Origin of the sequence: Streptomyces sp. LS1784, from assembly GCF_020103755.1 — a bacterium.
Lineage (GTDB): Bacteria > Actinomycetota > Actinomycetes > Streptomycetales > Streptomycetaceae > Kitasatospora.
On record NZ_JAHSQD010000024.1, the window covers coordinates 14,193 to 36,845 of the forward strand.

The window sequence follows — 22,653 nt, forward strand, 5'->3', positions numbered from 1 at the left end:
AGGTCGTCGGTGTCCAGTGTGGTCCATGCAGCCGCTCATCGGTCGGCATTGGCTGAACTGTCCTCCTTTCGGATGGAGTTGTATGAGGCGATGCCCAGCCGCGCGGATGCATTGTTCGAGCTGGTGGATGCGGTGCTGTGTGCCGCGGGGCCTGTGGTGTCGCTCCCGGAGTTGAGTTTGGAGGCGGTGCACCGGCGCGGGCGCGGGGCCATGTACGACGCCCTGGCGAACGGCCGGATCGATATCGGACGACTGCAACTTGCGTTGGCCGGGCTGGAGTTGCCGCGCGGAGCGGACCGGCAGCTGTCGATCGCGGTGGATGTGACGCCCTGGCCGCGACCCGACGCTGAATGCTCACCACAGCGACTGCACTGCTACCGGCCATGCCGCTGCGACGGCGTCCGGCAGACGATCCCGGGCTGGCCGTACCAGGTCGCCGCCGCGCTGGGCGGTGGCCGCTCCTCGTGGACCGGGGTCCTCGATGCGGTCCGTATAGGCCCCGATGACGATCCGACCGAGGTCACCGCCGCCCAGATCCACGACCTGCTGGAACGACTTCGCAAGGCCGGGCAGTGGCGCGAGGGCGACCCCAAGGTGTTGTTCGTCCTGGACTCCGGCTACGACGTCGTGCGCCTGACCTGGCTCCTGCGCGATGAGCCGGTGCGACTGCTGGGGCGGATCCGCGCGGACCGGGTCATGCGCCACCCGGCCGGCCGCCGCAAAGGACCCACGCCCGGCCGGCAACCCCGCCATGGCGAGGAATTCCGGCTGGCCGATGCGGCCACGCATCCGTCACCAGTCCAGGAGTCGGCCACCCGCCATGACCGGTTCGGCACCGTGACCGCCCGCTGCTGGGGACGTCTCCACCCGAAACTGGAACGCCGCCAGGGCGGCTGGGCCAACCACGATGGTGAACTCCCCATCGTTGAAGGAACATTGGTCCATCTGGCGGTCGAGCACCTACCCGGGAACCGGGACCCCAAGCCGTTGTGGCTGTGGCATTCGGTCCCCGACGCCGCCGCCCATGACGTCGACCGTCTCTGGCGGATCTTCCTGCGTCGTTTCGACCTCGAGCACACGTTCCGCTTCCTCAAGCAGACCCTCGGCCTGACCCGGCCCCGCCTGCGGCACCCGGAGCAGGCCGACCGCTGGGTCTGGCTGGTCCTGACCGCCTACACCCAGCTCCGCCTCGCCCGGCCCCTCTCCGCCGACCTCCGCCGTCCCTGGGAGAAACCCCTCACCCCCGACCTGCTCACCCCGGGCCGGGTCCGCCGCGGCTATCACCGGATCCGGCGGCTCATCGGCACTCCGGCCAGGACGCCGAAAGCCGCCCGTCCCGGACCCGGCCGCCCCCAGGGCCGCACCTCCACCCCCGCACCCCGCCATCCCGTCGGCAAGAACCAGCAGAAAAAGGACAACCCCTCGGCCTGAATGCCGAGGGGCAACCTTTAAATTCAAGCTTAGAGCCCGCACAGATAGGCGGGGCGGGGAACCCAATAGCAAGGCGGGCACAGGTTCCGGTGATCATGGAGTTGCGGCGTTCTGTGATCACTTGGGGGACCTGTGCCCGTGCTGCCATCGTGGCTGACCGACCCGCTCTGGGATTAATTCGCGGCGCTGCTGCCCGAACGCCCGACGGTCAATCCGCGCCATCCGCTGGGCTGCCACCGCCGCCGCATCAGCGACCGGATCGTGTTCGACAAGCTGCTGCAACTGCTTCGGTTCGGCTGCTCCTACCAGGCCATCGCCGACACGACCTGCTCGGCGACCACCATCCGCAACCGCCGTGACGAGTGGATCGCCCTCGGCGTCTTCGCCCAGCTCAAGCAGATCGCGGTCCAGTCCTACGACCGGATCGTCGGGCTCGTGCTCGACCAGATCGCCATCGACGGTTCCATCACCAAGGCTCCCGGCGGCGGCGAGGCCGCCGGACGCTCACCGGTCGACCGCGGCAAACAAGGCCTGAAAAGCTCAGGCATGACCGATGGTTACGGCATCCCACTCGGTCGGGTCCTGGCCGGAGCGAACCGCAACGACTCCCCGCTGCTCGCCCCGACCCTGGACCTGCTGGACGACCTCGGGCCGCTGCCCGACGACATCACTGTCCACCTCGACGCCGGCTACGACTCGGACAAGACCCGCACCGAACTCGCCGCCCGAAACCTGCACGGCTGCATCGCGCACAAGGGCAAGAAGGCGCCGATCCAGGCGAGCCAGCGGTGGCACGTCGAACGCACCCACGCCTGGCAGAACGCCTTCCACCGCCTCGCCCGCTGCTACGAACGCCGCACCACCGTCATGAACGCCTTCTTCGATCTTGCCGACACGATCATCACCATCCGCAGCCTGATCCGCCGAGCGTGGACCACTCACCGCTGGGACACCCGCCCCCGGCGCCAACCATAAGCTGCCGCCTATTCCTACCTTCGCCGGTGTGCCTCGATGAGGAGGCGCTGCGAGTGAGCCACGAACGGACCATGGCGCTCGATGAAGGAGTGAAGTTCCGCCAGGCGGTCGCGGTAGGCGTCCACCGTGAAACCGGGGACGATCCAGATCACCTTGCGTAGGAAGTGGACCACCGCCGCGATGTCGTGGAACTCCATCCGGAGAGCTTCCTGGCGTACGTCGACGACGTCCAAGCCCGCCGCCTCCGCGGCGGCCACCGACGCGATCGGACTCGTTCCCGCGTAAGTGGTGGCCACTGGCGTCGGGTGCGACCTAGCCGGCTGAGGCCCCATCATGAACTCGGTCAGTTCCCGCACCGAGCCGGACGCGACGTGTTGGGCCAGGTACACGCCGTTCGGGTGTAGTACCCGTCGCACCTCGTCCCAGCGGGTCACCACGGGGTGCCGGCTGACCACCAGGTCGAACGACTGCTTCGCGAACGGCAGGTCGGATGCGTCATCGGCCTCAACGACGGTCGCGTCGAACTTCGCCAGACTACGGCGGGCGATCGCGATATTCGGGGGCCAGGACTCCGTCGCCGCTAGCACCGACGGGGCGACAGGGATCGAGGCCAGCACCTCGCCACCGCCCGTCTGGATATCGAGTCCGGCAGCAGCCTTTGCCATCCGCTCGGCGAGCAGCTTCGCATAGCCCCAGGACGGTCGTTGCTCGCTGGCGCGACCTGTGAACCAGGAGAAGTCCCAGCCCGCCGTGGGGACGGCCTCGCCTTCCTCTACGAGCTCTTCGAACGTACGCATGGCGCCGAGAATGGCAGGCCGGAGCGGCGCACGCATCCGAGTTTCGACGGTTCACCGTCCGGCGCGAATCGCCTCGCGATTCCCGCACGCCCCTCGGGCCACGACACCGCAAACACAGGTCTCTCGGTGATTACAGAGCGTCGCAACTCCGCGATCAGGGAGCTTGCCTGCCCTACCTGCCAGCCGAGCTGCATCCCGCCTATCTGCGCGGCCTCTAAGCACCGCGATCACCAGGCCCAGGACGTCGACGGCAAGGCCCCGCTTGCGGCCCGGGACCTTCGCCGAACGCGTGGTGCAGCAGATCAGCGAGCAGGGCTTCGGGGAGTACCTGTCCCTCGCGCCGCCGCCCGAGGAGGCGCAGGTGGGTGTGCTGGCGCATCCGGAACGCGGCGAACTCGTGGTCTCGATCGTTCTTCTCATCCTGCCCTACCGTCTACGCGGCACGAGTCCGGCCTCGAAGGCGATGATCGCGAGGTGGACGCGGTCCCGAGCTTCGAGCTTGGCGAACAGACGCGCGACATGCGTCTTCGCCGTCGCCGCGCTGATCACCAACCGCTCGGCTATCTCACCGTTCGACAGTCCCTGTCCGACCAGTGCCAGCACCTCGCGCTCCCGGTCGGTGATCCCCGCGATGAGACTTGAGTCCGCGGCGGGCTCGGCGTCCGGTTCGGGGGCCGCGGGGCCGGACGTTCCGGCGAAGTCCGCGATCAGCCGTCGGGTCACGCTCGGCGCGATCAACGCGTCGCCGGCCGCTACCACGCGGATCGCGTCCAGGATCGCGTCCAGGGCCATGCTCTTGAGCAGGAATCCGCTGGCCCCGGCGCGCAGTGCGCCGTAGACGTACTCGTCGTCGTCGAAGGTCGTCAGCACCAGCACCTTGGGCGGGTCCGGCTCGGCGGTCGCCTGCCGGGTCGCCTCGATCCCGTCCATGCCCGGCATCCGGATGTCCATCACCACGACGTCCGGCCGCAGCTCACGCACCAGGCGCACCGCCTCGCGGCCGTCGCCGGCCTCACCGACCACCTCCAGGTCGTCGGTGTCGCCGATCAGGATCGCGAGCCCGACCAGCATCAGTGGCTGGTCATCGACCAGCAGCACCCGCACACTCATACCGGGAGCCTCGCAGCCACCCGGAATCCGCCCTCCGGACGCCGGCCCGCGCTGAACTGGCCGGACAGCAACGTCACCCGCTCGCGCATGCCGAGCAGGCCGAAGCCGCTCCCGCCGGCCGCCGCCGAGAGCCTCGGACGGCCGGGCCCGCCGAGACCGTCGTCCCCGTCGTCCACCACCTCGATCGTCACTCCTGTCGGCTCGTAACCGACCGCGACCCGGCACGTCCGCGCACCGGAATGCCGCACCACGTTCGTCACCGACTCCTGGACGATCCGGAACGCCGACAGCTCGATCTCCGGCGGCAGCGGACGCTGCTCGCCCCGCCAGGTCACGTGGACCCGCACCCCGGCGTCGGCCGTGCGTTCGGCGAGCTGCGGGACGTCCGCCAGGCTGCCGGACGGCGCCAGCGGAGCGGCCCGCGGCATGGCGTCGTCGGGCTCGGCGCGGCGAAGCGCTCCGAGCATGCGCTGCAGCCCGAGCAGCGTCTCCCGGCTGGTGGTCTCGATGCCGGTCAGCGCCTGCCGCGTCTGCTCAGGCTTGGTCTCCACGACCCGCGCCGCCGCTCCCGACAGCACCGTGATGATCCCGATGCTGTGCGCGACGCTGTCGTGCAGTTCGCGGGCGATCCGCAGCCGCTCGGCCATGACGGCGCGGGCCGCGGTCTGCTCGTGCAGGGCTCCGAGGTATTCACGGCGTTTGCGGTACACCCCGCCGAAGACCCACGCGACCGCGAACACGAACGCGAGCTGCCCGGCCCCCCGGGCCGCGTCGCCGACGGATTCCCCGTGGGGGACGAGGGTGCGCTCGGCGAACACGGTCGCGACGGCCGCGACGCAGCCGACGGCGGCAGCCGTCGGCCGCCGGGCAGCGAGGTACCCGGCCAAGACCAGGAGCAGGAGGAGCACGATCCAGGGCCGCGCGCCGAAGAGGTTGCCGAGGGCTGCTTCTTCGACCAGGACCGCCGCGAAGACCGTCGCGGGCAGACGGCGCACCAGCAGGATCGGCAAGGCGAGCACGAGGCAGAGACCGATCATCTGGTCGGGCCCGAGGTCGGGGAACCGCAACGGGCCGCCGTCGTAGCGCCGGAGCTGATGGACCGGCATCGTCCAGCAGAGCATCAGCGCGTAGAAGCAGGCGGTGGCCAGTACCACGGCCTGTGCCGTCAGCCAGGTCACGGGTGCCGATGTCGAGAAACGCCGGAGCAGCTCTTCCATGCGGAGATCGTATGGATGGGCGTCGACTCTGCGCGTCGTCCCGGGGGTGTACACGGAGTACGCCGCCGGGCCGATGGCCTGGGGGGAGAGGTGACATCCGCCGGCCGACGCGGTGGATCACGGTCCGTTCCTAGGTTCGTGGCCATGACGAATGAGCCGATGATCGATCTCCAGGACGCGACAAAGAAATATGATGACGGCCCGCCCGCGCTGGCCGGGGTGACCTTGTCCGTGGCGGCCGGTGAGTGCGTGGCGATCCTCGGCCATTCCGGCAGTGGCAAGTCGACGCTGCTGAACCTGGTCGCGGGTCTGGACAAGCCTTCCAGCGGCACCGTGACCGTCAACGGAACCCGGGTCGACCAACTCGGCGAGGCCGGTTCGGCGAAGTACCGGCGGGCTTCCATCGGCATGATCTTCCAGTTCTTCAACCTGCTCGACGACCTGACGGTGCTGGACAACGTGATGGTTCCGGCGCAGTTGGCCGGGATGGGCAAGGGCGAGGCGAAGCGGCGGGCGACCGAGTTGCTCACCTCGCTGGGCATCGACCGGCACGCCAAGGCCTACCCGCAGCGGCTGTCCGGCGGTCAGCGGCAGCGGGTGGCGGTGGCCAGGGCCCTGATGAACCGGCCGGCGTTGCTGCTGGCCGACGAGCCGACCGGCGCGCTGGACTCGCGCTCGGCCGAGGACGTGCGCCGGCTGCTGCTGGATCTGAACGCCGAGGGTCAGACCATCCTGCTGGTCACCCACGACGTGCAGTTGGCCGCGAACACCGCGCGACGCACGATCGAGCTGGTGGACGGTGCCGTGGCACGGGACGTGGTCAACCCGGTCAGCGGTGCCACCTCCAACAGCTCGGCGGGAGCGGTCCGATGACGCGGCTCCCAGCGCTGCCGTCCCAGCGCCTGTACGAGGTTTCCTTCCGGGCCGTGGCCCGTCTGCTGCCGGCGGGAGCGGTCCGATGAGCGCCCTGGGCAAGGTCGTGCGCTCCGGCGTCGGCCGACGTCGTGTGCAGTCCCTCGTGATGGCCCTGACGACGTTCGCGGCCGTCACCTCCTCGGTGCTCTCGCTCGGTCTGCTGGCCGCCGTGCAGGCCCCGTTCGACCACGCCTTCAAGGCCCGCAACGGCGCGCATCTGTCGGTCCAGTTCGACGGCTCGAAGGCCACTGCCGCGCAGGCCGCCGCCACGGCGCACGCCGCCGGCGTCACCGAGGCGTCCGGGCCGTACCCGGTCACCTCCGCCCTGAACACGAGTTTCGGCACGGACTGCACCGCGAACATCGCCCCGGGCATGCCGATGGCCGGTCGCGCCGACCAGCCGGTCATCGCCACCACCCGGCCCGACCTGGCCGCCACCTCCGGCCTGGACCATCTGGCCCTGGTCGATGGCAGGTGGCCGACCAGCGCGAACGAGATCGTCCTGGCTTCATGGGACCATCACTGCGCAGACGGTTCCGTGGTGTTCGACTCGCTGCCGGGCAAGCCCTCGTTCAAGGTCGTCGGCCTGGCGAACTCGCTGACCAACACCGCCACCGGCTTCCTCACCGCCGACGGCTTCGCGCGGATGACCGCCGCCGGCGCCAAGACCGACGAGCAGATGCTCTACCGGTTCGCCAAATCCGGGACCGACGCCGACCTCACCACGGACAAGCAGGCGATCGCCGCCGCCGCGCCGGCCGGCTCGGTCGAGAGCGGACAGTCCTACCTGGCCGCGGAGAAGCAGGCCGTCGGCAGCGCGAAGTCCTTCGTGCCGTTCCTGATCGTCTTCGGCGTCCTCGGCCTGTTCCTGTCGGTGCTGATCATCGCGATCGTGGTCAGCGGCGCGGTGGTCTCGGGAATCCGGCGCATCGGGATCCTGAAGTCGCTCGGCTTCACCCCCTGGCAGGTGGCCCGCGCCTACGCCGCACAAGCCCTGATCCCGGCGACGATCGGCGTGGTGGGCGGCACGCTGATGGGCAACGTGCTGGCCGTTCCGGTCCTGGGCAAAGCCAGCAAGGATCTCGGTGCCGCCGACGCCAGCCTGCCGGTGTGGGTCAGCCTCGTCGTGCCGATCGGCACCTTGGTCATCGTCGGTGTCACCGCGCTCATCCCGGCACTTCGGGCCGGCCGCATGCCGGCGGTGCAGACCCTGGTCGTCGGCCGTGCCCCGAAGGCCAAGCGCGGCCAAGGCGCGCAGCGCCTGGCAAGCAGGCTGCCGCTGCCCCGGCCGATGTCGCTGGGACTGGCCCAACCGTTCGCCAAGCCGGCCCGGGCCGCGCTGGTCGGCGCCGCAGTGCTGTTCGGCGCGGTCAGCGTCACGTTCGCAATGGGGCTGGAGACCGCGTTCACCAAGTACACGGACACGAATACCGCCGGCTTCAACGCCGCGTCGATGATCGTGGTGCCCGCCGGCACGCCCGCCGGCTTCCACGCCCCCGGCGGCGGCCCTGCCAATCCCCACCTGGACTCCACCGAGGTGGCCGCCGCGATCGCTTCGGTCCCGGGCACGAAGGCCGCGTTCGGCTGGGGCAACAGCGGCGCGACCCTGATCGGCGCGCCGACGGGGGACCATGCGATTGTGGACACCACCACCGGCGACCTGTCCTGGACCAACATGGTGCTGCTGCACGGCCGCTGGTACCAGAACCCCGGCGAAGCCGTGATCAACGACTCCCTGGCCTCGACGGCCGGGGTGCACGTCGGCGACACCGTCACCGTGGCGCAGGACAACAAGCGACTGCCGCTGCGGATCGTCGGCATCGACTTCGATGCCACCAGCAACGCGGTCCTGATGACCGACAACGCCTCGTTCACCGCCGCAGGTCTGACGCCGTACATCACCCAGTTCAACGTCAAGCTGGCCGACAACGTCAGCGGCTCCACCTGGTCCGCCTCGGCCACCGCCGCGCTGACCCCGCTGCACGCCGCGGCCACCCCGAACATCACGTACGCGAACCCCACGGTGCTCACCATGGTCGCCCTGGTGGCCACCCTCACGCTGATGATGATCGCGGTCGCCGCGCTCGGCGTGCTGAACACCGTGGTGCAGGACACCCGGGAACGGATCCACGACCTGGGGATCTTCAAGGCCCTCGGGATGACGCCCAAGCAGACCATCGCGATGGTGCTGACCTCGGTGAGCCTCACCGGTCTGGTCGCCGGGCTGATCGGGGTCCCGATCGGGATAGCGGTGGAGAAGGCGACGATGACCCAGATGGCGAGCGCGATCGGCAGGAACCTGCCGTCGAGCGTGACCGACGTCTACACCGCCGGGATACTGCTCCCGCTGCTGGCCGGCGGGATCGCAATCGCCCTGCTCGGCGCCCTGCTGCCGGCCGGCTGGGCGGCCCGCTCCCGGACCGCCACCGCGCTGCGGACCGAGTAGAACCGGTCGCTCGTAGCACTGAGGACCTACCATCTTGAAGCTGTTGGTCAGGGTGATGGCATGGCTGGGATGGTAGGTGCTCGTGCTCGTGCTGGTCGTGGGCGGCTGTCTGCGGTCTCGATCGTTTGACGTTTCCCGGTTTCGGCGTCGCAGAGCGCGGTGGGGTTCCTGCGCTCTGGATCCATGACGGATTCGGTGATGCTGGAACGGATCGCCGCTCGGCGTGCCGAGCTGGACCTTCTGGAGGAGGAACTGGTCAAGCGGCTGGCCGACGTGCGGGTCGAGCGTGATGAACTGGTGGTGGCCGAACGCGTCGTGCAGCGGATCAGGGAGCAGGGCCTTGGTGAGTACTTGTCGCTTGCGCCCGCGCCACCGGAAGCCCAGGTGGGCGGCCGGTCGGTGTGACTGATCCCGACTCGTGCCGTCGGCGTCTGTCCCGATACGCTCCCGCCGGACTATCAGCGCATCTTGACCATCGTGCGGGACGCGGCTGGGCCGGTCACGGTCAAGGAGGTCGGCGGGGTGCTCGGCCTTCCGGTGGAACTTCAACGTGAAGTTCCACCGCGGTCAGGAGCCGTTGCCGCAGCTCGAACCACAACTTGTCCCGCAGCCCAACGCACAACCGGTCCCGCAGCTCGCGCCGCTGTAGCTGCCACCGCCGATGCCGCGGGTGGTGCCGGCGCGCTTGCGGGCCCGAGCCCGGGAGGCTTCGAGGCAGATCCGCAGGGCATGGTCCACCGGCAGAGCCGACAGCCCGGCCAGGGCCACGGCCATCGGCCCGTGCTCGCGACGGTCGACCGTGGGCCCGTGCTCGCGACGGTCGGCCGCCCGGGCTTCGGAGAGTACGCGGGAGCCGAGCGAGGTGTACCGGTCCCGGGCTTCCCAGGGCGGCTCCACGAGATAGTTGACCAACAGGGCCACCGCGAACAGCACGGGGAAAGCCACCAGTGGGAAAAGCCAGTTGTCGTGCCGCACGAGCGTGAACACGAATGCGGCCACACCCGCCACGGCCACCGCGCCGGACGCCACGGGCGTCCAACCGTAGGCCAGCCACATCCGGTCGACCAACTCACGGTCGTTGAGTAGGCCCGCGACCGCCAGTCGGCTGCGCAGGGCCTGCGCCGGCGGGTCGTAGTCCACCCATGTGATCAGCTTCCCCATGTCACCGGTGCGGGTGGGGCCGAGGCGGCGCACGACCTCCGCCTCGAAGCCGTCCTCCGGGCAGGCGAGGGCCGTGGTCGCGGTGACGTCCCCCGTACGGGAGACGACGATCCGGCCCGCCTCGTACATTTCCAAGAGCTTCAACTCCGCCAGGTGGTGTGCCAGACAGGCGAGTTCCTCTAGTCCGAGGTCGAACTCCCGTCCCGCCGCCAGCCGTTCGGCCCGGTTCAGCCCACGCGCCTTGGCCCGGAAATTGAGCCAGGCCGCGGCCAGTCCCATACCCGTCCCTGCCAGCAGGACCAGTACCACCCACATGACGCCCCCTACGAGTCACTCCAGTGTGGGTACGCCCCGGGCCACCCGGCAAGTCCCCCACCTGCCCCGCGGCTACGCTCTGCTGTCCGGCCGCGCGGACCTGGCTGCCGTCGCCTGAAGCGGCGGGCCCGGCCCGTGAGCGTGGGAGCGCTGCAGGGCCGGGCCTTCGTTTTCGGCGACGGAGCCCGCTGGACGAGGCCACCGGCCCGGGGCAGGCTCGTGTACGGGCACCTCTCCCCGGCCGGAAGGGAGCTCTCATATCCCCCCGGCACGGCACACTCACTGAGAACACCGGCGCCACCGCACCGCTGCTACGGATCACCACTACGACAATCCCTGGGGCCGCCCAGGTCCTCCACCTGAACGGCGAAGTCGACCACGACCAGCGCCAGCGGCTGGAGAGCGCGCCTACGACAGGATCAACCCGACCACGGGGCCGGTCGAGCGTCGCCAGGGCTCTTCTGCGACCGCCGGTCGGTCGCGAAGGTCGGACCGAGCTTCATCGGGATGTACGGCGGGCGCATACGGGAGCCGCTGTCCAACGCCTCGCCACCATACGAACGGTCGCCTGCGTGCCCGTGGTCGGCCTGCGCTCCGCGCGGCCGACCACGGGCCGGACCGGCCACGTGGTCAGTGCAGGACGGTCCGCGGGGTGGCGGGGACGGGCGCGAGCCGGTAGGCGTTCTCGTGGGTAACCACGAGGCCGGCGGTGGGCGGTGCGAAGTGCGTGCCGAGGACCAGGGTGTCCGTGTCGGCGAGGGAGCCGAGCAGCTTGCGGCGCGAGGCCTCGGACTGCGCCGGGTCGATGTCGACGCAGGCGCCGATGGCGGGGTGGGCGAACTGGACCGGGTGGTGGATGCAGTCGCCGGTGATCAGCGCCGTCTCCCCCTGGCTGGTCAGCTCGACGGCGATGTGGCCGGGGGTGTGACCGGGCGTGGGCAGCAGGCGCAGGCCCGGGGCGATCTCGACACCCTCGGCTGGGACGTCGACGAGGTCGAGCAGCCGTGCCTCCTCGACCGGGACCACGGAGTCGCGGAACATGTGCCTGCGTGCCTCCTCCATGTCGTACGTGGCCCAGAACTCCCGCTCGGCGCGGGATGTGACGTAGCGGGCGTTGGGGAAGGTGGGGACCCACTCGCCATTCACCTCCTGCGTGTTCCAGCCGACGTGGTCGGCGTGCAGGTGGGTGAGGATCACCAGATCGACGGAGTCCGGGTGGAAGCCGGCAGCGGTGAGGCGCTCGAGAAAGTCGGTCCGCAGGTTGTGCCACGCCGGGTTGGCCCGCTCCTTGCCGTTGCCGATGCCGGTGTCGACGAGGATGCGCAGCCCGCCGACGGTGAAGGCGAAGCTGTGGCTGTCGATGTGCAGGATGCCCTCGTGGTCGGCGAAGTCAGGTTGCAGCCAGTCCTGGTGCTTGACCACGTCCGTGGTGGCGTTCGGCAGCAGCCAGGGGCCGGTCGCGGGCGGCAGGAGGACCTCGTCGATGCGGTGGACGGTGACAGCGCCCACGGCCCAGGAGGGGATGGCGGTGGTCTGGCCGGTCGGTGAAGCGTTCATGGTCCGTCGTTCCTTTGTTGTTCGGTGGTTTCAGCGGAGGTGGCCGTCTGTGATGCGGAGTGCCTTGCGTCCGGAGGCGGTGAGTGCTGCCGCCGCCGCGACGGCGAGGAGTGCGGCGGCCACGGCGTAGGCGAGGGAAGCAGTCCGCAGTCCGAAGTGTTGGGCGGCGGCGCCCGTGGCGATGGCGGGCAGGCTCATGGACAGGTAGCTGAGGACGTAATAGGCGGCCAGGGTCGCGGCGCGGTCCCCTTCGTCGAACGAGGCGAGCATCATGCGGAGCGCGCCTTGGGAGACAGCGCCGAAGGCGATGCCGGCCAGGGCCGCGCCGCCGTAGACGGCGGTCAGGCTGGCGTTGTGCAGACCGAGCAGGCTCAGGGCCGTGGAGGGGATGACCACCAGGGTTCCGCCGGTGGCGGCGGCGAGCGGTGCGGTCCTGCGCAGCCTCCACACGGTGAGCGCGGCCCCGGCACTGACAACGAAGAAGACCATCCCGGCAAACACGTGCGGGGCGCCGGGGGCGACCAGGCGTACGAGCGCCGGTCCGAGGGAGGAGTAGAAGCCGCCCAGCGCCCAGACGGCGGCGACTCCGGTGCCGGCTGCCAGCAGGGCGCGGCGCGCCGAGGGCGGCACGGCGAGCCGCGGACGCAGGGAGCGCAGCGCGCCAGGGTGTGGGTGGGCCGTCTCCGGCGTCAGGATGACCGCGATCGTCTGGGCGGCGAAGAGTGCCGCCAGGACTACGTACACGGTGGCCGTGGGAGCCGGAACGAAGCGCACGAGCAGGGTGGAGACCAGTACGCCGGCCGACATGCCGACGATTGGGGCGATGCTGTTGGCCAGGGCGGACCGGCCGGGACGCCGGGGGTCCTCAAGGTCGAGGAGGGCGGCGCCCGCGGCGCTGGTGGCGGCGCCCGTGGCCGCCCCTTGCAGGATGCGGGCGGCGATGAGCGGTCCGGCGCCGTCCGCCGAGGCCAGCAGCAGCATGGAGGCTGCCTCCAGGACCAGGGCACCCATCAGGACGGGCCGCCGCCCCAGGTGGTCGGAGAGCCCTCCGACGATGAGCAGGGCCACCAGCAGCGTCAGGGAGTAGGCGCTGAAGACCACCGTGATCGTCAGGGCGGTCAGGCCCCATTGGTCCTGGTACAGGGGGTACAGCGGCGTCGGCGCACTGGAGGCGGCCAGGAGGAGGGCGACGATCGACACGTCGAGGGCGAAGGAGGCCGCGCGGGTGCGGGCTGCGGGGCACAGGCATTGCGCTGCCGCGTCTGACGTGGCGTTGGACATGGAAACCCTCCCGCTAAACGCAATTGGTTTGCTTTAATCCACGGTAGGCCCTAGTGTCAGCTAAAGCAAACTGTTAGCTTTTGGCGCGGAGAGTTGCCCGAGGCTGCTTCGTTGCTCCAGTCCGATCAGGAGAGAACGTTCATGTCCGCTGCCGAACTCACGCCATCGGAGGCGGCCCGCTGGGCCGACCGCGCCGGGCTCCCACTGCCGGCCGACCGGCTCGCCGCGGTGGCCGCCACCGCCAACCACATCCAGTCCGTCGTCGCGATCCTGCGGGAACTGGACTTCGGAGACACCCCGCCTGCCGCCGCCTACCGCGCCGGAGAGGAGAAGAACGATGCAGCCGTATGAACTGTCCATCGCCGCAGCCGCTGACGCGATCCGGGCGCGAAAGCTGTCCCCCGTCGAGCTGGTGGACTCCGTCCTCGACCGCCTCGAGCAGGTGGAGCGGCACCTTCAGGCATACGTCACCGTCGCGGCGGAGGAGGCCCGCCGGGCGGCGCGCGAGGCTGAGCAGGATGTCGCAGCCGGCCGTCTGCACGGCCCGTTGCACGGCATCCCCATGGGGCTGAAAGACCTGATCGACGTCGCCGGCGCGGCCACCACGGCCAGCTCCCGGGTCCGGGCGGACCACCGCGCCGAGGCCGACAGCACGGTCGCCGCCCGCCTGGCCGCGGCCGGTGCGGTCCTGCTCGGCAAGACGCACACCCATGAGTTCGCCTACGGTCTGACCACCCCGCAGACCCACAACGCCTGGGATCGGGGCCGGGTCGCCGGCGGCTCCAGCGGCGGTTCCGCCGTCGCCGTCGCCGCGGGCGCCGCGACCTTCGCTCTGGGCACCGACACCGGCGGATCGATCCGGGTGCCCTCCGCGCTCAACGGAGTCGTCGGCCTCAAGCCGACCTACGGCCTCGTCCCCCGCCACGGTGTGACGTCCCTGTCCTGGTCGCTGGACCACGTGGGCCCGATCACCCGCACCGTGGAGGACGCCGCCCTGGTCCTGTCCGTCCTGGCCGGCCACGATCCCCGCGACCCCGCCTCCCTGGTCACCGCCGGCCCGGACTACCGGCCCGGCGGCGCCACGGAACTGACGGGCCTGCGCATCGGCGTGCCGCGCAACTACTACTTCGACCACGTCGACCCTGAGGTGGAGGCCGCCGTCCGGCTCGCCACAGCCGAGCTCGAGAGCCTCGGAGCGCAGCTCGTCGAGGTCGAGATCCCGATGACGCGCTACATCCAGGCCACCCAGTGGGGCCTGATGGTGCCGGAGGCCACCGCCTACCACGAGCGCACCGTGCGCGCCGTCCCCGAGCTGTACCAGGCTGACGTGCGGATCCTTCTCGAAGTCGGCGAGCTGATGCCGGCCGGGGACTACCTGCGCGCCCAGCGCTCGCGCACCCTCATGCAGCAGGCCTGGGCCCGCCTGCTGGAGGAGGTCGACGTGATCGCCGCCCCGACGGTCCCGGCCACTGCGGTGAAGGCGGACGACGAGTCGATCACCTGGCCGGACGGCACCGTCGAGGGGGTCTCCGACGCCTACGTACGCCTCTCCGCCCCCGCCAACATCACCGGGGTGCCCTCGCTGTCCGTCCCGGTCGGCCACGACACGACAGGCCTGCCCATCGGCATGCAGCTGCTCGGCCGCCCCCTCGGGGAGCCGGTGCTGCTGCGGGTCGGTCACGCCTACGAGCAGACCCGGCCCGCACGCCGGCTGGCAGCGGTGTGACGAACCGACGGAGTGGCTCCGGCCGCACCGGCCGGGGCCAGGACGAGCGCTTGAAGCAGCATATTTGCTTTAAGGTGGTTCCATGAGCCGAAAGACCATGGTGCGTCCCGGTGGGCGCAGCGCCAGGGTGCAGGCGTCGGTGCACGCCGCCGTGCGCGAACTCGAGGCGGAGGTGGGCCGCGAAGCCCTCACGGTACCCCTGGTGGCCACCCGCGCCGGAGTCACCCCGTCCACGATCTACCGTCGCTGGGGCGACCTGCAGGAGCTGCTGTCGGACGTGGCGGTCGAGCGTCTGCGGCCCGAGACGGCGCCGGAGGACAAGGGAAGCCTCAGGTCCGACCTTGAGGCCTGGGCCGAGCAGTTCCTGGAGGAGATGTCCGTCCCCACGGGCCGCGCCTACATCCGCGACGCCCTGCTCGGCGACCCGGACGGCACCAACGCCGGCCAGTGCTCGGCCTACGCGGCCGAGCAGATCGACGTCATCCTCGACCGCGCGGTCGGCCGCGAGGAGAACGCACCCGACGTCGAGACAGTCCTCGACCGCGTCGTCGCCCCCATGATGTACCGCATCCTCTTTCGTCCGGAGGGGCTCGACACCGCGTACGCGCGTCGGTTGGTGGTCGGGCTCGTCGGGTCGAACGATCGCTGATCGAACGCCCCTGCGGCCGGCTCCTCCGCTCCCGAGCCGGACTGTTGCACCCTGCCAGCCGTGGCCACAACACCGCCGCCAGGGGTGGGACGGCTGGAATGTCGTCTTCGCTCACCAGGGCCGTTTCGCGGTCCCGGTTCACAGTCGCGTCGGTGCCGCCTCGTCATTCGTTCCGACGGTGGCGGCCCCTGCGGGCTCGGCTCAGCCGGGCCGTGTGGGGCGGCGGCGCGGGTGAGTCGGCGGTTGACGGCGAGGGCGAGGGCCCAGGCGTGACCGTCACCCCTGACACCCACACCCCCTGGGCTGGGCGACCCGGCCAATCCCGTTCCCACGAGGGGCTGACCCCCAAGACCCCGCCGCTCCCGGTCCCCCAGACCTCTCGTCAGTGGGCTGAGCCCCCCGCCCCGACGACCGCTCGGAAGACCGGCGGAGCGGGGCCTCCGGCTCATGTGACGAGCGCGTAGCTGGCGAGCCGTTCGCGTTTCCGCTGGCCAGGACCGAGGTGGAAGCCTGTGCATTTACCCCAGGCGAGGTAGTAGGCGATCTCGTCGGGCTTGGTGATGCTGCGGCGGGCCAGCATCCAGCGCCGGCGGGTGGGCTGGTCGCCGTCGAACTCCCCGATGGCGGGCAGGCGGGCGGCGGCCCAGTCGCAGAAGCGGTCGCCCTTGGCGCCGTGTCCGGCGGACAGCCTCTGCCAGGCCTGGGGCGGGGCCTGGCCGATGAGGTACTCGATGCGCGGGCCGTGGACCTGCTGGGGCGGGTCTGACAATTCGCGTCGGACCCGGCGGGAATTGTCAGACACGCCCTACTGCGGGGTGGGGGCGGTCAGCGGGGCGAAGGTCTGCCGGAGGTCGACGACCGTGGTCGGGCCCTTCACCCAGGCGAGCGGGGCATGGTGCACCCGGACCCCGGCCGGTTCCCGGAGCAGCGCTTCGCCGGCCGCGTTCTGCGGCCATTCCACTGAGCCGGTGGCGGTCCGCGCGGGGATGAGCCAGTAGTCGCCCCGGGTGTATTCGCCGCCCGGTCGGAAGTACACCTGGACGCCGTCCTCCAGGTCGAGCCAGGCGCCCTCCTGGAGCTGCAGGGCGCCGCCGGCCAGCGGCAGGGCGTCCCGGCCGCGGGGCGCCCGGTGGTCCCAGCGGCGCAGGAACGGGTGGCGCTCGGCCAGCCGCCCGACCTCCGGCACCGGTTCGGCGGACAGCCGCACCCGGCGCCCCGGCAGGTCGGTCTCCTCCACCTGGAGCAGGTTCGCCGCCTCGCCCCGGCTGACGTACGCGCTGTCCGCGACCTCGACCCAGTCGCCGACCGAGAGGCTGAGCTTGTCGTCGTCGCCCAGCGTGGTGAGGTCGACCCAGACGCCCTCGATCGAGGCGATCGGCAGGACGACCGAGCCGTTCTCCCGGGACCACTTGAACGTGGCGCAGCCCTCCGCCGAGCCGCCGTGGTGGACCTCCACCCGGTACAGCTGGTTCTCCGGACCCCGGTAGCCGGCCTCGGGGTGGGCCAGGCACGGTTCCTCGCTCGCCCGCTCCGGCCGCCGGGCGCGCGCGGCCAGCAGCCCGCCCGGCCGCTCGTGCGGCTCGGCCCACGCGTCGAAGGCCTCCCTCACCCGGGACGCCCCGCCGTCCGGAACACTCAACTCCGAGGCGGGCAGGGCGAGTACCTGCCAGACGAGCTTGGCCCGGGCCGCCGTGTCGGGCATCGCCGTACCGAGCGCGACCTCGCGGATCTCCGGGTCCTCGACGGCGATGACGCTGCGCTCCCAGACCTTCAGGTAGACCAGGAACGGGAATTCGCCGGGCAGCCGGTCGCCGTCGCGCTCCTGGTCCCGGTAGGCGTCCGGCTGGTCCCAGTACGTCCAGCCGGCGGGCGCCTCCCGGGCGTCGCTGCCGTTGCCCTGGCCGCCGTCGTCGGGCACGGCGATGCCGGGCTCGGGCCGGTCGGCCTCGCACAGGATGCCGTCCACGTAGTAGCGGCCGCCGCCGATGGTGAGGTCGTCCACGTCGTGGTTGCCCGGCACGTAGCCGATGGCGAATCCGGCCGCCGCGGCCGGTCCGCCGCGGCGGCCGATCAGGTCGGCGGCGAGCGCGCGCAGCTGGTACCGCTCGATCGCGGCCTGCTCGTTGGCGTCGGCGTCGAGCTGGACCCGGCCCTGCTGGGTCAGCACCGCGGAGTAGTGCTTGCCGGGCCGGAAGGTCAGGCGCGAGAAGTCTGCGTGCACGGTTTCCCTTTCGGATTCACTCGGAGCGGGTCAGGAGGCGTGGAAGATCCCGGCGTCGGTGCCGGCCGGGGTGTACTCGGCCAGCCGCGCCCGCAGGTTGTCCTCGCGCTGGGGCTGGAACAGGTTGTGGAAGGCGCCGAGTTCGCAGCGGTCCTCGGCGCCGCGGGTGATCTCCGGCGCGCACCCGGCGGCCAACTGGCCGTAGCCGGGCGTGCCGTACCGCAGGCTGGTGAACAGCGGGCGGACCCGCTCGGCCTCCAGCTCGCGCAGTCGGGCGGCCTGCGCTGGGTCCAGCTCGCCGCGCTCGACCAGCTCGGTCACCGCCGAGCGCACCAGGTCCGGCTGGCACTCGTACCGGCGCGGGGTGCGCGAGCACGGCGGGACGTAGCAGAACCGCAGGCAGCCGAGCGAGCGGCGGGCCACCCGCAGCCGCCCGGTGAACACGCAGTCCTCGGCGATCGGCACCGCGTGGGTGTGCACCTCGCCGACCACGGTGGATCGGTGGGCGTGCAGCAGCGCGTAGGCGTGCTCGCAGTCGGGCCCGGAGAGCGCCGGGCGCTCGGGACCGGTGGCGTCCAGGATGCTGTCGGCGAGGTGGATCTCCAGCGGGTCGGTGTCGACCTCGTCGCCGACGACCTGGATCGTGCCCAGGATGCTGCGCTCGATCTTCACGCAGGCGGTGGTGTGGTCCAGCACGAGGCTGGGCTCCTGCGGCGAGTGCGGTTCGCAGTGCGGCTCCAGCGACCAGCCCGGCACCAGGGTGCAGTGCCGCAGGGTGACGGAGGCCAGCGGTCCGGTGACGTTGACCCCGCGACCGGTGATCAGCAGCCCGTCCAGGACCAGCCGCCCGCCCGGGCAGACGCCCCGGACGTTGAGTGCGTCCGGCCGGTTGCTGTACCAGTCGAGCAGCCGGATCACCGGCCGGGTGCCCTCGGCGGCGCGCAGTTCGAGGCGGTCGTCGGCCGCCAGGTCGAAGTCCACCTGTTCCTGGTAGGCGCCGCTGTGGGTGATCTCGATGACGGCGGCGCCGCCCGCGCTGCCGGACTCCTGGTCGGCGCGCCACTTCTGGTAGGCGTCGTTGATCCGCTCGTACGGCCCGCCGGGGCCGACCCGGTAGACCGTCCGGTGCCGGGCCTCCGGGCGGTCGCGCGGGTACTCCCCGCCGCCGGTGTCGTCGCCGGACGCGTAGTGGTAGTCGACCCAGACGCCGCGGCGCGGGGCGGAGCGGGCGCCGAAGGCGATCCGGCCGAGCAGCGGGTCGACGGCGACCTGCCCGCGCTTGGGCCGGTACGTCCAGTCGCTCAGGTCGGCCACCGTGATCTCGGCGGGCGGGACCGGCTCCTGGGCGCCGTCGCGCCAGATGGCGAAGCTCTTGCCCGGCCCGTAGTAGTCGGCCAGGCGCTCGGCGAGCTGACGGCGCCGGATCGGGGCCGGCACGTTGTCGATCGTCGCGAGGTGGGTGGTCGACGGCTCCGGCTCGGGTTTGGTGACCAGCTGGGCGTCGTTGCCGAGGACCGAGAAGGTGAAGAGGTTCCTGGCCCGGTCGATGCAGTACGCGGGTGCCCGGGTGACCGGGTACGGCTTCAGCCGCCAGACGTACAGGGCGACACCGGCCGGCGTGTAGCCGCCCTGGCAGCGGGTGGAGGCGGCCCGGCGGACGTCGGCGGTGTGCGCCTGCCCGTCGAAGGGCCCGCCGAGCAGGTCCAGCTCGGCGCCGCGCCGCACGTCGACCAGCCGGCCCCGGCTCAGCCGCTGACGGTCGGCCGGCTCCTCGTCCGGGCGCAGCAGCCGCACCGGCTGGGTGCCGCCGAGCAGCCGGGAGAGCTCCACCGCCCGGGCCGGCCAGTCGGCGACCGAGGCGGACAGCTCCTCCAGCAGGGCGAGCGTGCCCTTGCGCCGGCGGTTGGCGACGGTGTTCGCGATGTCGTGCCGCGGCGCCAGCCGGGCGGCGAGCCGGTCGCGGGCCGCGGCCCGCTCCGGGGCGGCCCCGCCGGTCAGGCCGGTGGCGCGCACCGCCGCGGAGCCGGGCCGGATCCGGTAGCCGACCAGGTCGCCGAGGTAGGCGACGGCCCAGTCGGCGGCGGTCTCCACGAACCAGTCCTGGTAGCCCTGTTCGACGCCGCTGCGGACGACGTCGACCTGCTCGGCGATGACGGCCAACAGGGCGCGCAGCGGCTCGCCCGCCTCGGCGTCCCGCAGCCGGTGCCACTGCGGCAGCAGCTCCACCAGTCCGTCCGGATCACGAGTCATCGGAGCACCTCCTTGAGGATCAACGTGTCGGGCAGGTTCGGTGACAGCAGGGCGAGTTGGGCCGGGCGGATGCCGCGGAACACCGTCACCACGCGGCCGGGCGGCAGCGGCTGGGTGTCGGTGACGGACGGGTTGAGACGCAGCAGCTCGGCGACCGAGATGCCGTTGCGGGCGGCGACCTCGGTAAGGGCCTCCCCTTCGGGGCCCCGCACCCGGTACCGCTGTTCGTCGAAGCGGGCGAGTCGGGCCGGGACGGTCGGCTGCGGCTGGGCGAGCCGCTCGGACAGGTGCTCCAGGCCCTCCGGGGTGAGGCTGCCGGGCACGCCCGTGAAGGCGTCGACCTCGACCCAGTCCACGCCGGGGACGGCCTGGGCGGCGGTGAGCACCTCGGACAGGTGGGCGCTCTGGCCGAGTTGGCGCCCGGCGTAGCCGAGCCGGTCGAGCAGGGCGCGGCGCAGCGCCGGTTCGACCAGGTCCCAGGAGTGGTCCGGGTCGACCTTGACGCTCAGGGCGACGACCAGCAGGACGAGTTCGCGCAGCGCGACCTCGACCGGCAGCTTCGGGTCGCCGTAGGTGGTGAGCGAGGACCGCAGGGTGCGGATCAGGTCGGAGTCGGCGGTGAGCGGGATGTCGTCCACCCCGGCCACCGTGACGTGGATGAGCTCCCGCCTGCCGTCCGAGAGCCGGGTGGCGCTCGCGCGCCCGATGCCGGCCCGGGAGCGGGTGAAGTTCTCGTAGTCGGGCACCGAGACCAGCCGGTCCAGGGCGGTGACGGCGAGCGGGATGTTGCGCCTGGCCAGGCCCGGGCCGTCCGGTCCGGCGCCGCCGGTGGCGGGCAACGGGTTGACGACGGCGGAGACGCCGAGCGGGCGGGTGGTGAGCTGGGTGATCCGTCCGGCGCCGACGTTGCCGCTCTCGCCGATGCCGATCCGGTAGCGGGCGCGGACGTTCTCCCGGCCGGTGGGCAGGCGTGAACCGTGCACGCCGTCGCCGAAGGTGACGGTGGTGCGGCCGTCGGTCGTGGTCGCGGTGACGTAGACCTGTTCGTCCGGGCCGCGCCCGGCGAGGCTGTCGACCTCGTGCCAGCGCACCCCGTCGACCCGGACCTCCAGGGTGCTGCGCGCGCCCCTGGGGGTGTCGGCGGCGAGCCAGGTGAGCGGCGACTGCCACAGCGTGAAGCGCTGGCCGGGTAGGCCGGCGTCGCCGCTGCCGATGGCCTCGTCGCGGGTGGCGCCCTGGGTGGCGCGGACCACGTTACCGAGGACCTGGACGGTGTCGCGCCGGTAGCGGAAGGCGAGGCGGGCGCTGAGCGTGATGGTGGTGCGGACGGTGTCCCCGGGCAGGCACGGGTCGACGCTCTGCTCGATGCCGGCGATCATGGCGAGTTCGGTGCCCCGGACCCCGGCGGTGTTCGGGATGTCGGTCCGCTCGCCGCTGACCGCGATCCACCGGCCGGGGGTCAGCCCGTCGTAGAGCCGGGCGAGTTCGATCCGGTCGCCGTGGACCTCCTCGGTGACGGGCTCGTCGGCGAGCCGCAGCGACTCGCCGCGGGCGTAGACGGTGGCGTCCCGGATGTCCGAGAGCTGGGTGTCCTTCTCGTCCAACCACGGCTGCTGCAGGGACAGTTCGGTTACCTTGCCGGTGATGCCGAAGTCGGCGCGGGAGATCACGCGTACGTCGGTCACCCGGGTGATGACCTCGGCGAGGTCGCGGCTGCCCGGGATGCCGCCGTCGATTCCCTTGCGCGGGCGCTGGATGACCACCCAGCTGCCGGGCGCGATCTGGTCGTACACGGCGTCGAGGGTGAGGACCGTGCCGGAGACCGGCTGCAGCTTCGTGGTGAACACCACCTCGACCGCGGGCGGCGACTCGTCGGTGGCGCTGTAGCGGTGGACCCGGACGTTCAGCTCGCCGGACTCGCCGGTCTTCTCCTGGCCCGGGTCGAGCTGGTAGTCGAGCGCGGCGCCGGGCCCGCCGTCGACCTTCACGTGGATGCGGCCGTCGGCCTGCGGGCGGGACACGAAGACGGTGCGCTCGGGCAGCTCGGCCAGGAACTTGGCGCTGACCCCGGCCTCCTGGTCGGGAGCGGGCACGGCGGCGCGCACGGCGGCGGCGTGCGGATTCGGCTGCGGCGCCGGCGGCTCGGTGGTGACCACCTTGACCTGTCCGGGCCCGAAGGGGAAGGTGTGGTCCCACGGCAGCGAGAAGCCGTTGTGCGTCAGGCTGCCGGCCTCGACGTACGTGAAGTCGGCGGTCTTCGGGACGGTGCCGGCGGTGTCGAAGCCGACCCGGACGCCGATCAGCGTGCTGCCGGAGAGCGGCCAGTCCACGTAGCGGTCGATCCGGCCGTCGTTGCCGTAGACAGGCTTGAGTGGCGCGGTGGCGCCGAACGGGGTGGCGACCACCCGCATCGCCTGGATCTCGTGCACGGCGAGCGGCGCCGTCAGGTCGACCCGCCGCCAGGCGGGGTAGAGGCCGTCGCGCAGCCGGGGGTCGAGTGCGGACAGCAGCTGCACGCCGAGGTCCGAGCCGGGCGCGAACAGGCGCCGCGGGTCGCGGGCGAGGTCCCGGGCGCTCAGCGGGGGCCGGGTGGGGGCGGTGC

18 protein-coding genes are annotated in these 22,653 nt (G+C 71.7%); 8 read left to right on the plus strand and 10 right to left on the minus strand.

The window, feature by feature from the left end:
- Positions 1-9 precede the first annotated feature (9 nt).
- Both KS423_RS05620 and KS423_RS05625 read left to right on the plus strand, forming a co-directional pair.
- Positions 10-1,431, plus strand: coding sequence for an NF041680 family putative transposase (locus KS423_RS05620; RefSeq protein ID WP_224275573.1), 1,422 nt, complete (start codon positions 10-12; stop codon positions 1,429-1,431).
- A gap of 186 nt (positions 1,432-1,617) precedes the next feature.
- The gene (locus KS423_RS05625; RefSeq protein ID WP_224275635.1) at positions 1,618-2,406 is read left to right on the plus strand and encodes an IS5 family transposase; all 789 of its coding nucleotides are present in this window, start codon (positions 1,618-1,620) and stop codon (positions 2,404-2,406) included.
- 14 nt (positions 2,407-2,420) lie between these two features.
- On the opposite strand, the gene KS423_RS05630 is transcribed toward KS423_RS05625, so the two are convergent.
- The 3 genes from KS423_RS05630 to KS423_RS05640 all read right to left on the minus strand — a co-directional run bounded on the left by KS423_RS05630 (position 2,421) and on the right by KS423_RS05640 (position 5,530).
- A complete protein-coding gene (locus KS423_RS05630; protein ID WP_224275576.1) occupies positions 2,421-3,203 on the minus strand; it encodes a class I SAM-dependent methyltransferase in 783 nt (260 codons plus the stop codon).
- 426 nt (positions 3,204-3,629) lie between these two features.
- On the minus strand, positions 3,630-4,313 hold the full coding sequence (locus KS423_RS05635; protein ID WP_224275579.1) for a response regulator transcription factor: 684 nt from the start codon (positions 4,311-4,313) through the stop codon (positions 3,630-3,632).
- Positions 4,310-5,530 carry a sensor histidine kinase gene (locus KS423_RS05640; protein ID WP_224275593.1) on the minus strand — a complete coding sequence of 407 codons (1,221 nt, stop codon included), beginning with the start codon at positions 5,528-5,530 and terminating at the stop codon, positions 4,310-4,312. Before KS423_RS05640 ends, KS423_RS05635 begins: the two co-directional genes overlap by 4 nt.
- 144 nt (positions 5,531-5,674) lie before the next feature.
- Here KS423_RS05640 and KS423_RS05645 point away from each other — a divergent pair, with 144 nt between their 5' ends.
- From KS423_RS05645 to KS423_RS05655, 3 genes are all read left to right on the plus strand, one after another.
- Positions 5,675-6,403, plus strand: a complete 729-nt coding sequence (locus KS423_RS05645; protein WP_224275596.1) for an ABC transporter ATP-binding protein — start codon at positions 5,675-5,677, stop codon at positions 6,401-6,403.
- Between the two features lie 85 nt (positions 6,404-6,488).
- On the plus strand, positions 6,489-8,891 hold the full coding sequence (locus tag KS423_RS05650; RefSeq protein ID WP_224275599.1) for an ABC transporter permease: 2,403 nt from the start codon (positions 6,489-6,491) through the stop codon (positions 8,889-8,891).
- A gap of 183 nt (positions 8,892-9,074) precedes the next feature.
- Positions 9,075-9,296, plus strand: coding sequence for a hypothetical protein (locus tag KS423_RS05655; protein WP_224275602.1), 222 nt, complete (start codon positions 9,075-9,077; stop codon positions 9,294-9,296).
- 162 nt (positions 9,297-9,458) lie between these two features.
- Here the strand turns inward: KS423_RS05655 and KS423_RS05660 are convergent, their stop codons facing one another.
- The 3 genes from KS423_RS05660 to KS423_RS05670 form a co-directional block, all read right to left on the minus strand.
- Complete coding sequence (locus tag KS423_RS05660) at positions 9,459-10,367, minus strand: TIGR04222 domain-containing membrane protein (RefSeq protein ID WP_224275605.1); 909 nt, start codon at positions 10,365-10,367, stop codon at positions 9,459-9,461.
- A gap of 630 nt (positions 10,368-10,997) precedes the next feature.
- Positions 10,998-11,924 carry an MBL fold metallo-hydrolase gene (locus tag KS423_RS05665; RefSeq protein ID WP_224275607.1) on the minus strand — a complete coding sequence of 309 codons (927 nt, stop codon included), beginning with the start codon at positions 11,922-11,924 and terminating at the stop codon, positions 10,998-11,000.
- A gap of 30 nt (positions 11,925-11,954) precedes the next feature.
- Positions 11,955-13,205: an MFS transporter gene (locus KS423_RS05670; RefSeq protein ID WP_224275609.1), complete on the minus strand. Its 1,251-nt coding sequence runs from the start codon at positions 13,203-13,205 to the stop codon at positions 11,955-11,957.
- Between the two features lie 141 nt (positions 13,206-13,346).
- Here KS423_RS05670 and KS423_RS05675 point away from each other — a divergent pair, with 141 nt between their 5' ends.
- From KS423_RS05675 to KS423_RS05685, 3 genes are all read left to right on the plus strand, one after another.
- Positions 13,347-13,556: a hypothetical protein gene (locus KS423_RS05675; protein ID WP_224275611.1), complete on the plus strand. Its 210-nt coding sequence runs from the start codon at positions 13,347-13,349 to the stop codon at positions 13,554-13,556.
- The gene (locus tag KS423_RS05680; RefSeq protein ID WP_224275612.1) at positions 13,543-14,931 is read left to right on the plus strand and encodes an amidase; all 1,389 of its coding nucleotides are present in this window, start codon (positions 13,543-13,545) and stop codon (positions 14,929-14,931) included. Before KS423_RS05675 ends, KS423_RS05680 begins: the two co-directional genes overlap by 14 nt.
- An 82-nt stretch (positions 14,932-15,013) precedes the next feature.
- A complete protein-coding gene (locus KS423_RS05685; protein WP_224275614.1) occupies positions 15,014-15,580 on the plus strand; it encodes a TetR/AcrR family transcriptional regulator in 567 nt (188 codons plus the stop codon).
- 445 nt (positions 15,581-16,025) lie between these two features.
- Here the strand turns inward: KS423_RS05685 and KS423_RS05690 are convergent, their stop codons facing one another.
- The 4 genes from KS423_RS05690 to KS423_RS05705 all read right to left on the minus strand — a co-directional run.
- Positions 16,026-16,349, minus strand: a complete 324-nt coding sequence (locus tag KS423_RS05690) for a hypothetical protein (protein WP_224275616.1) — start codon at positions 16,347-16,349, stop codon at positions 16,026-16,028.
- 36 nt (positions 16,350-16,385) lie between these two features.
- Positions 16,386-17,801, minus strand: coding sequence for a DUF6519 domain-containing protein (locus KS423_RS05695; protein ID WP_224275618.1), 1,416 nt, complete (start codon positions 17,799-17,801; stop codon positions 16,386-16,388).
- 30 nt (positions 17,802-17,831) lie between these two features.
- Positions 17,832-20,051, minus strand: a complete 2,220-nt coding sequence (locus KS423_RS05700; RefSeq protein ID WP_224275620.1) for a hypothetical protein — start codon at positions 20,049-20,051, stop codon at positions 17,832-17,834.
- On the minus strand, positions 20,048-22,653 hold a 2,606-nt coding region (locus KS423_RS05705; protein ID WP_224275621.1), incomplete at its 5' end, for a putative baseplate assembly protein. The genes KS423_RS05700 and KS423_RS05705, both read right to left, overlap by 4 nt.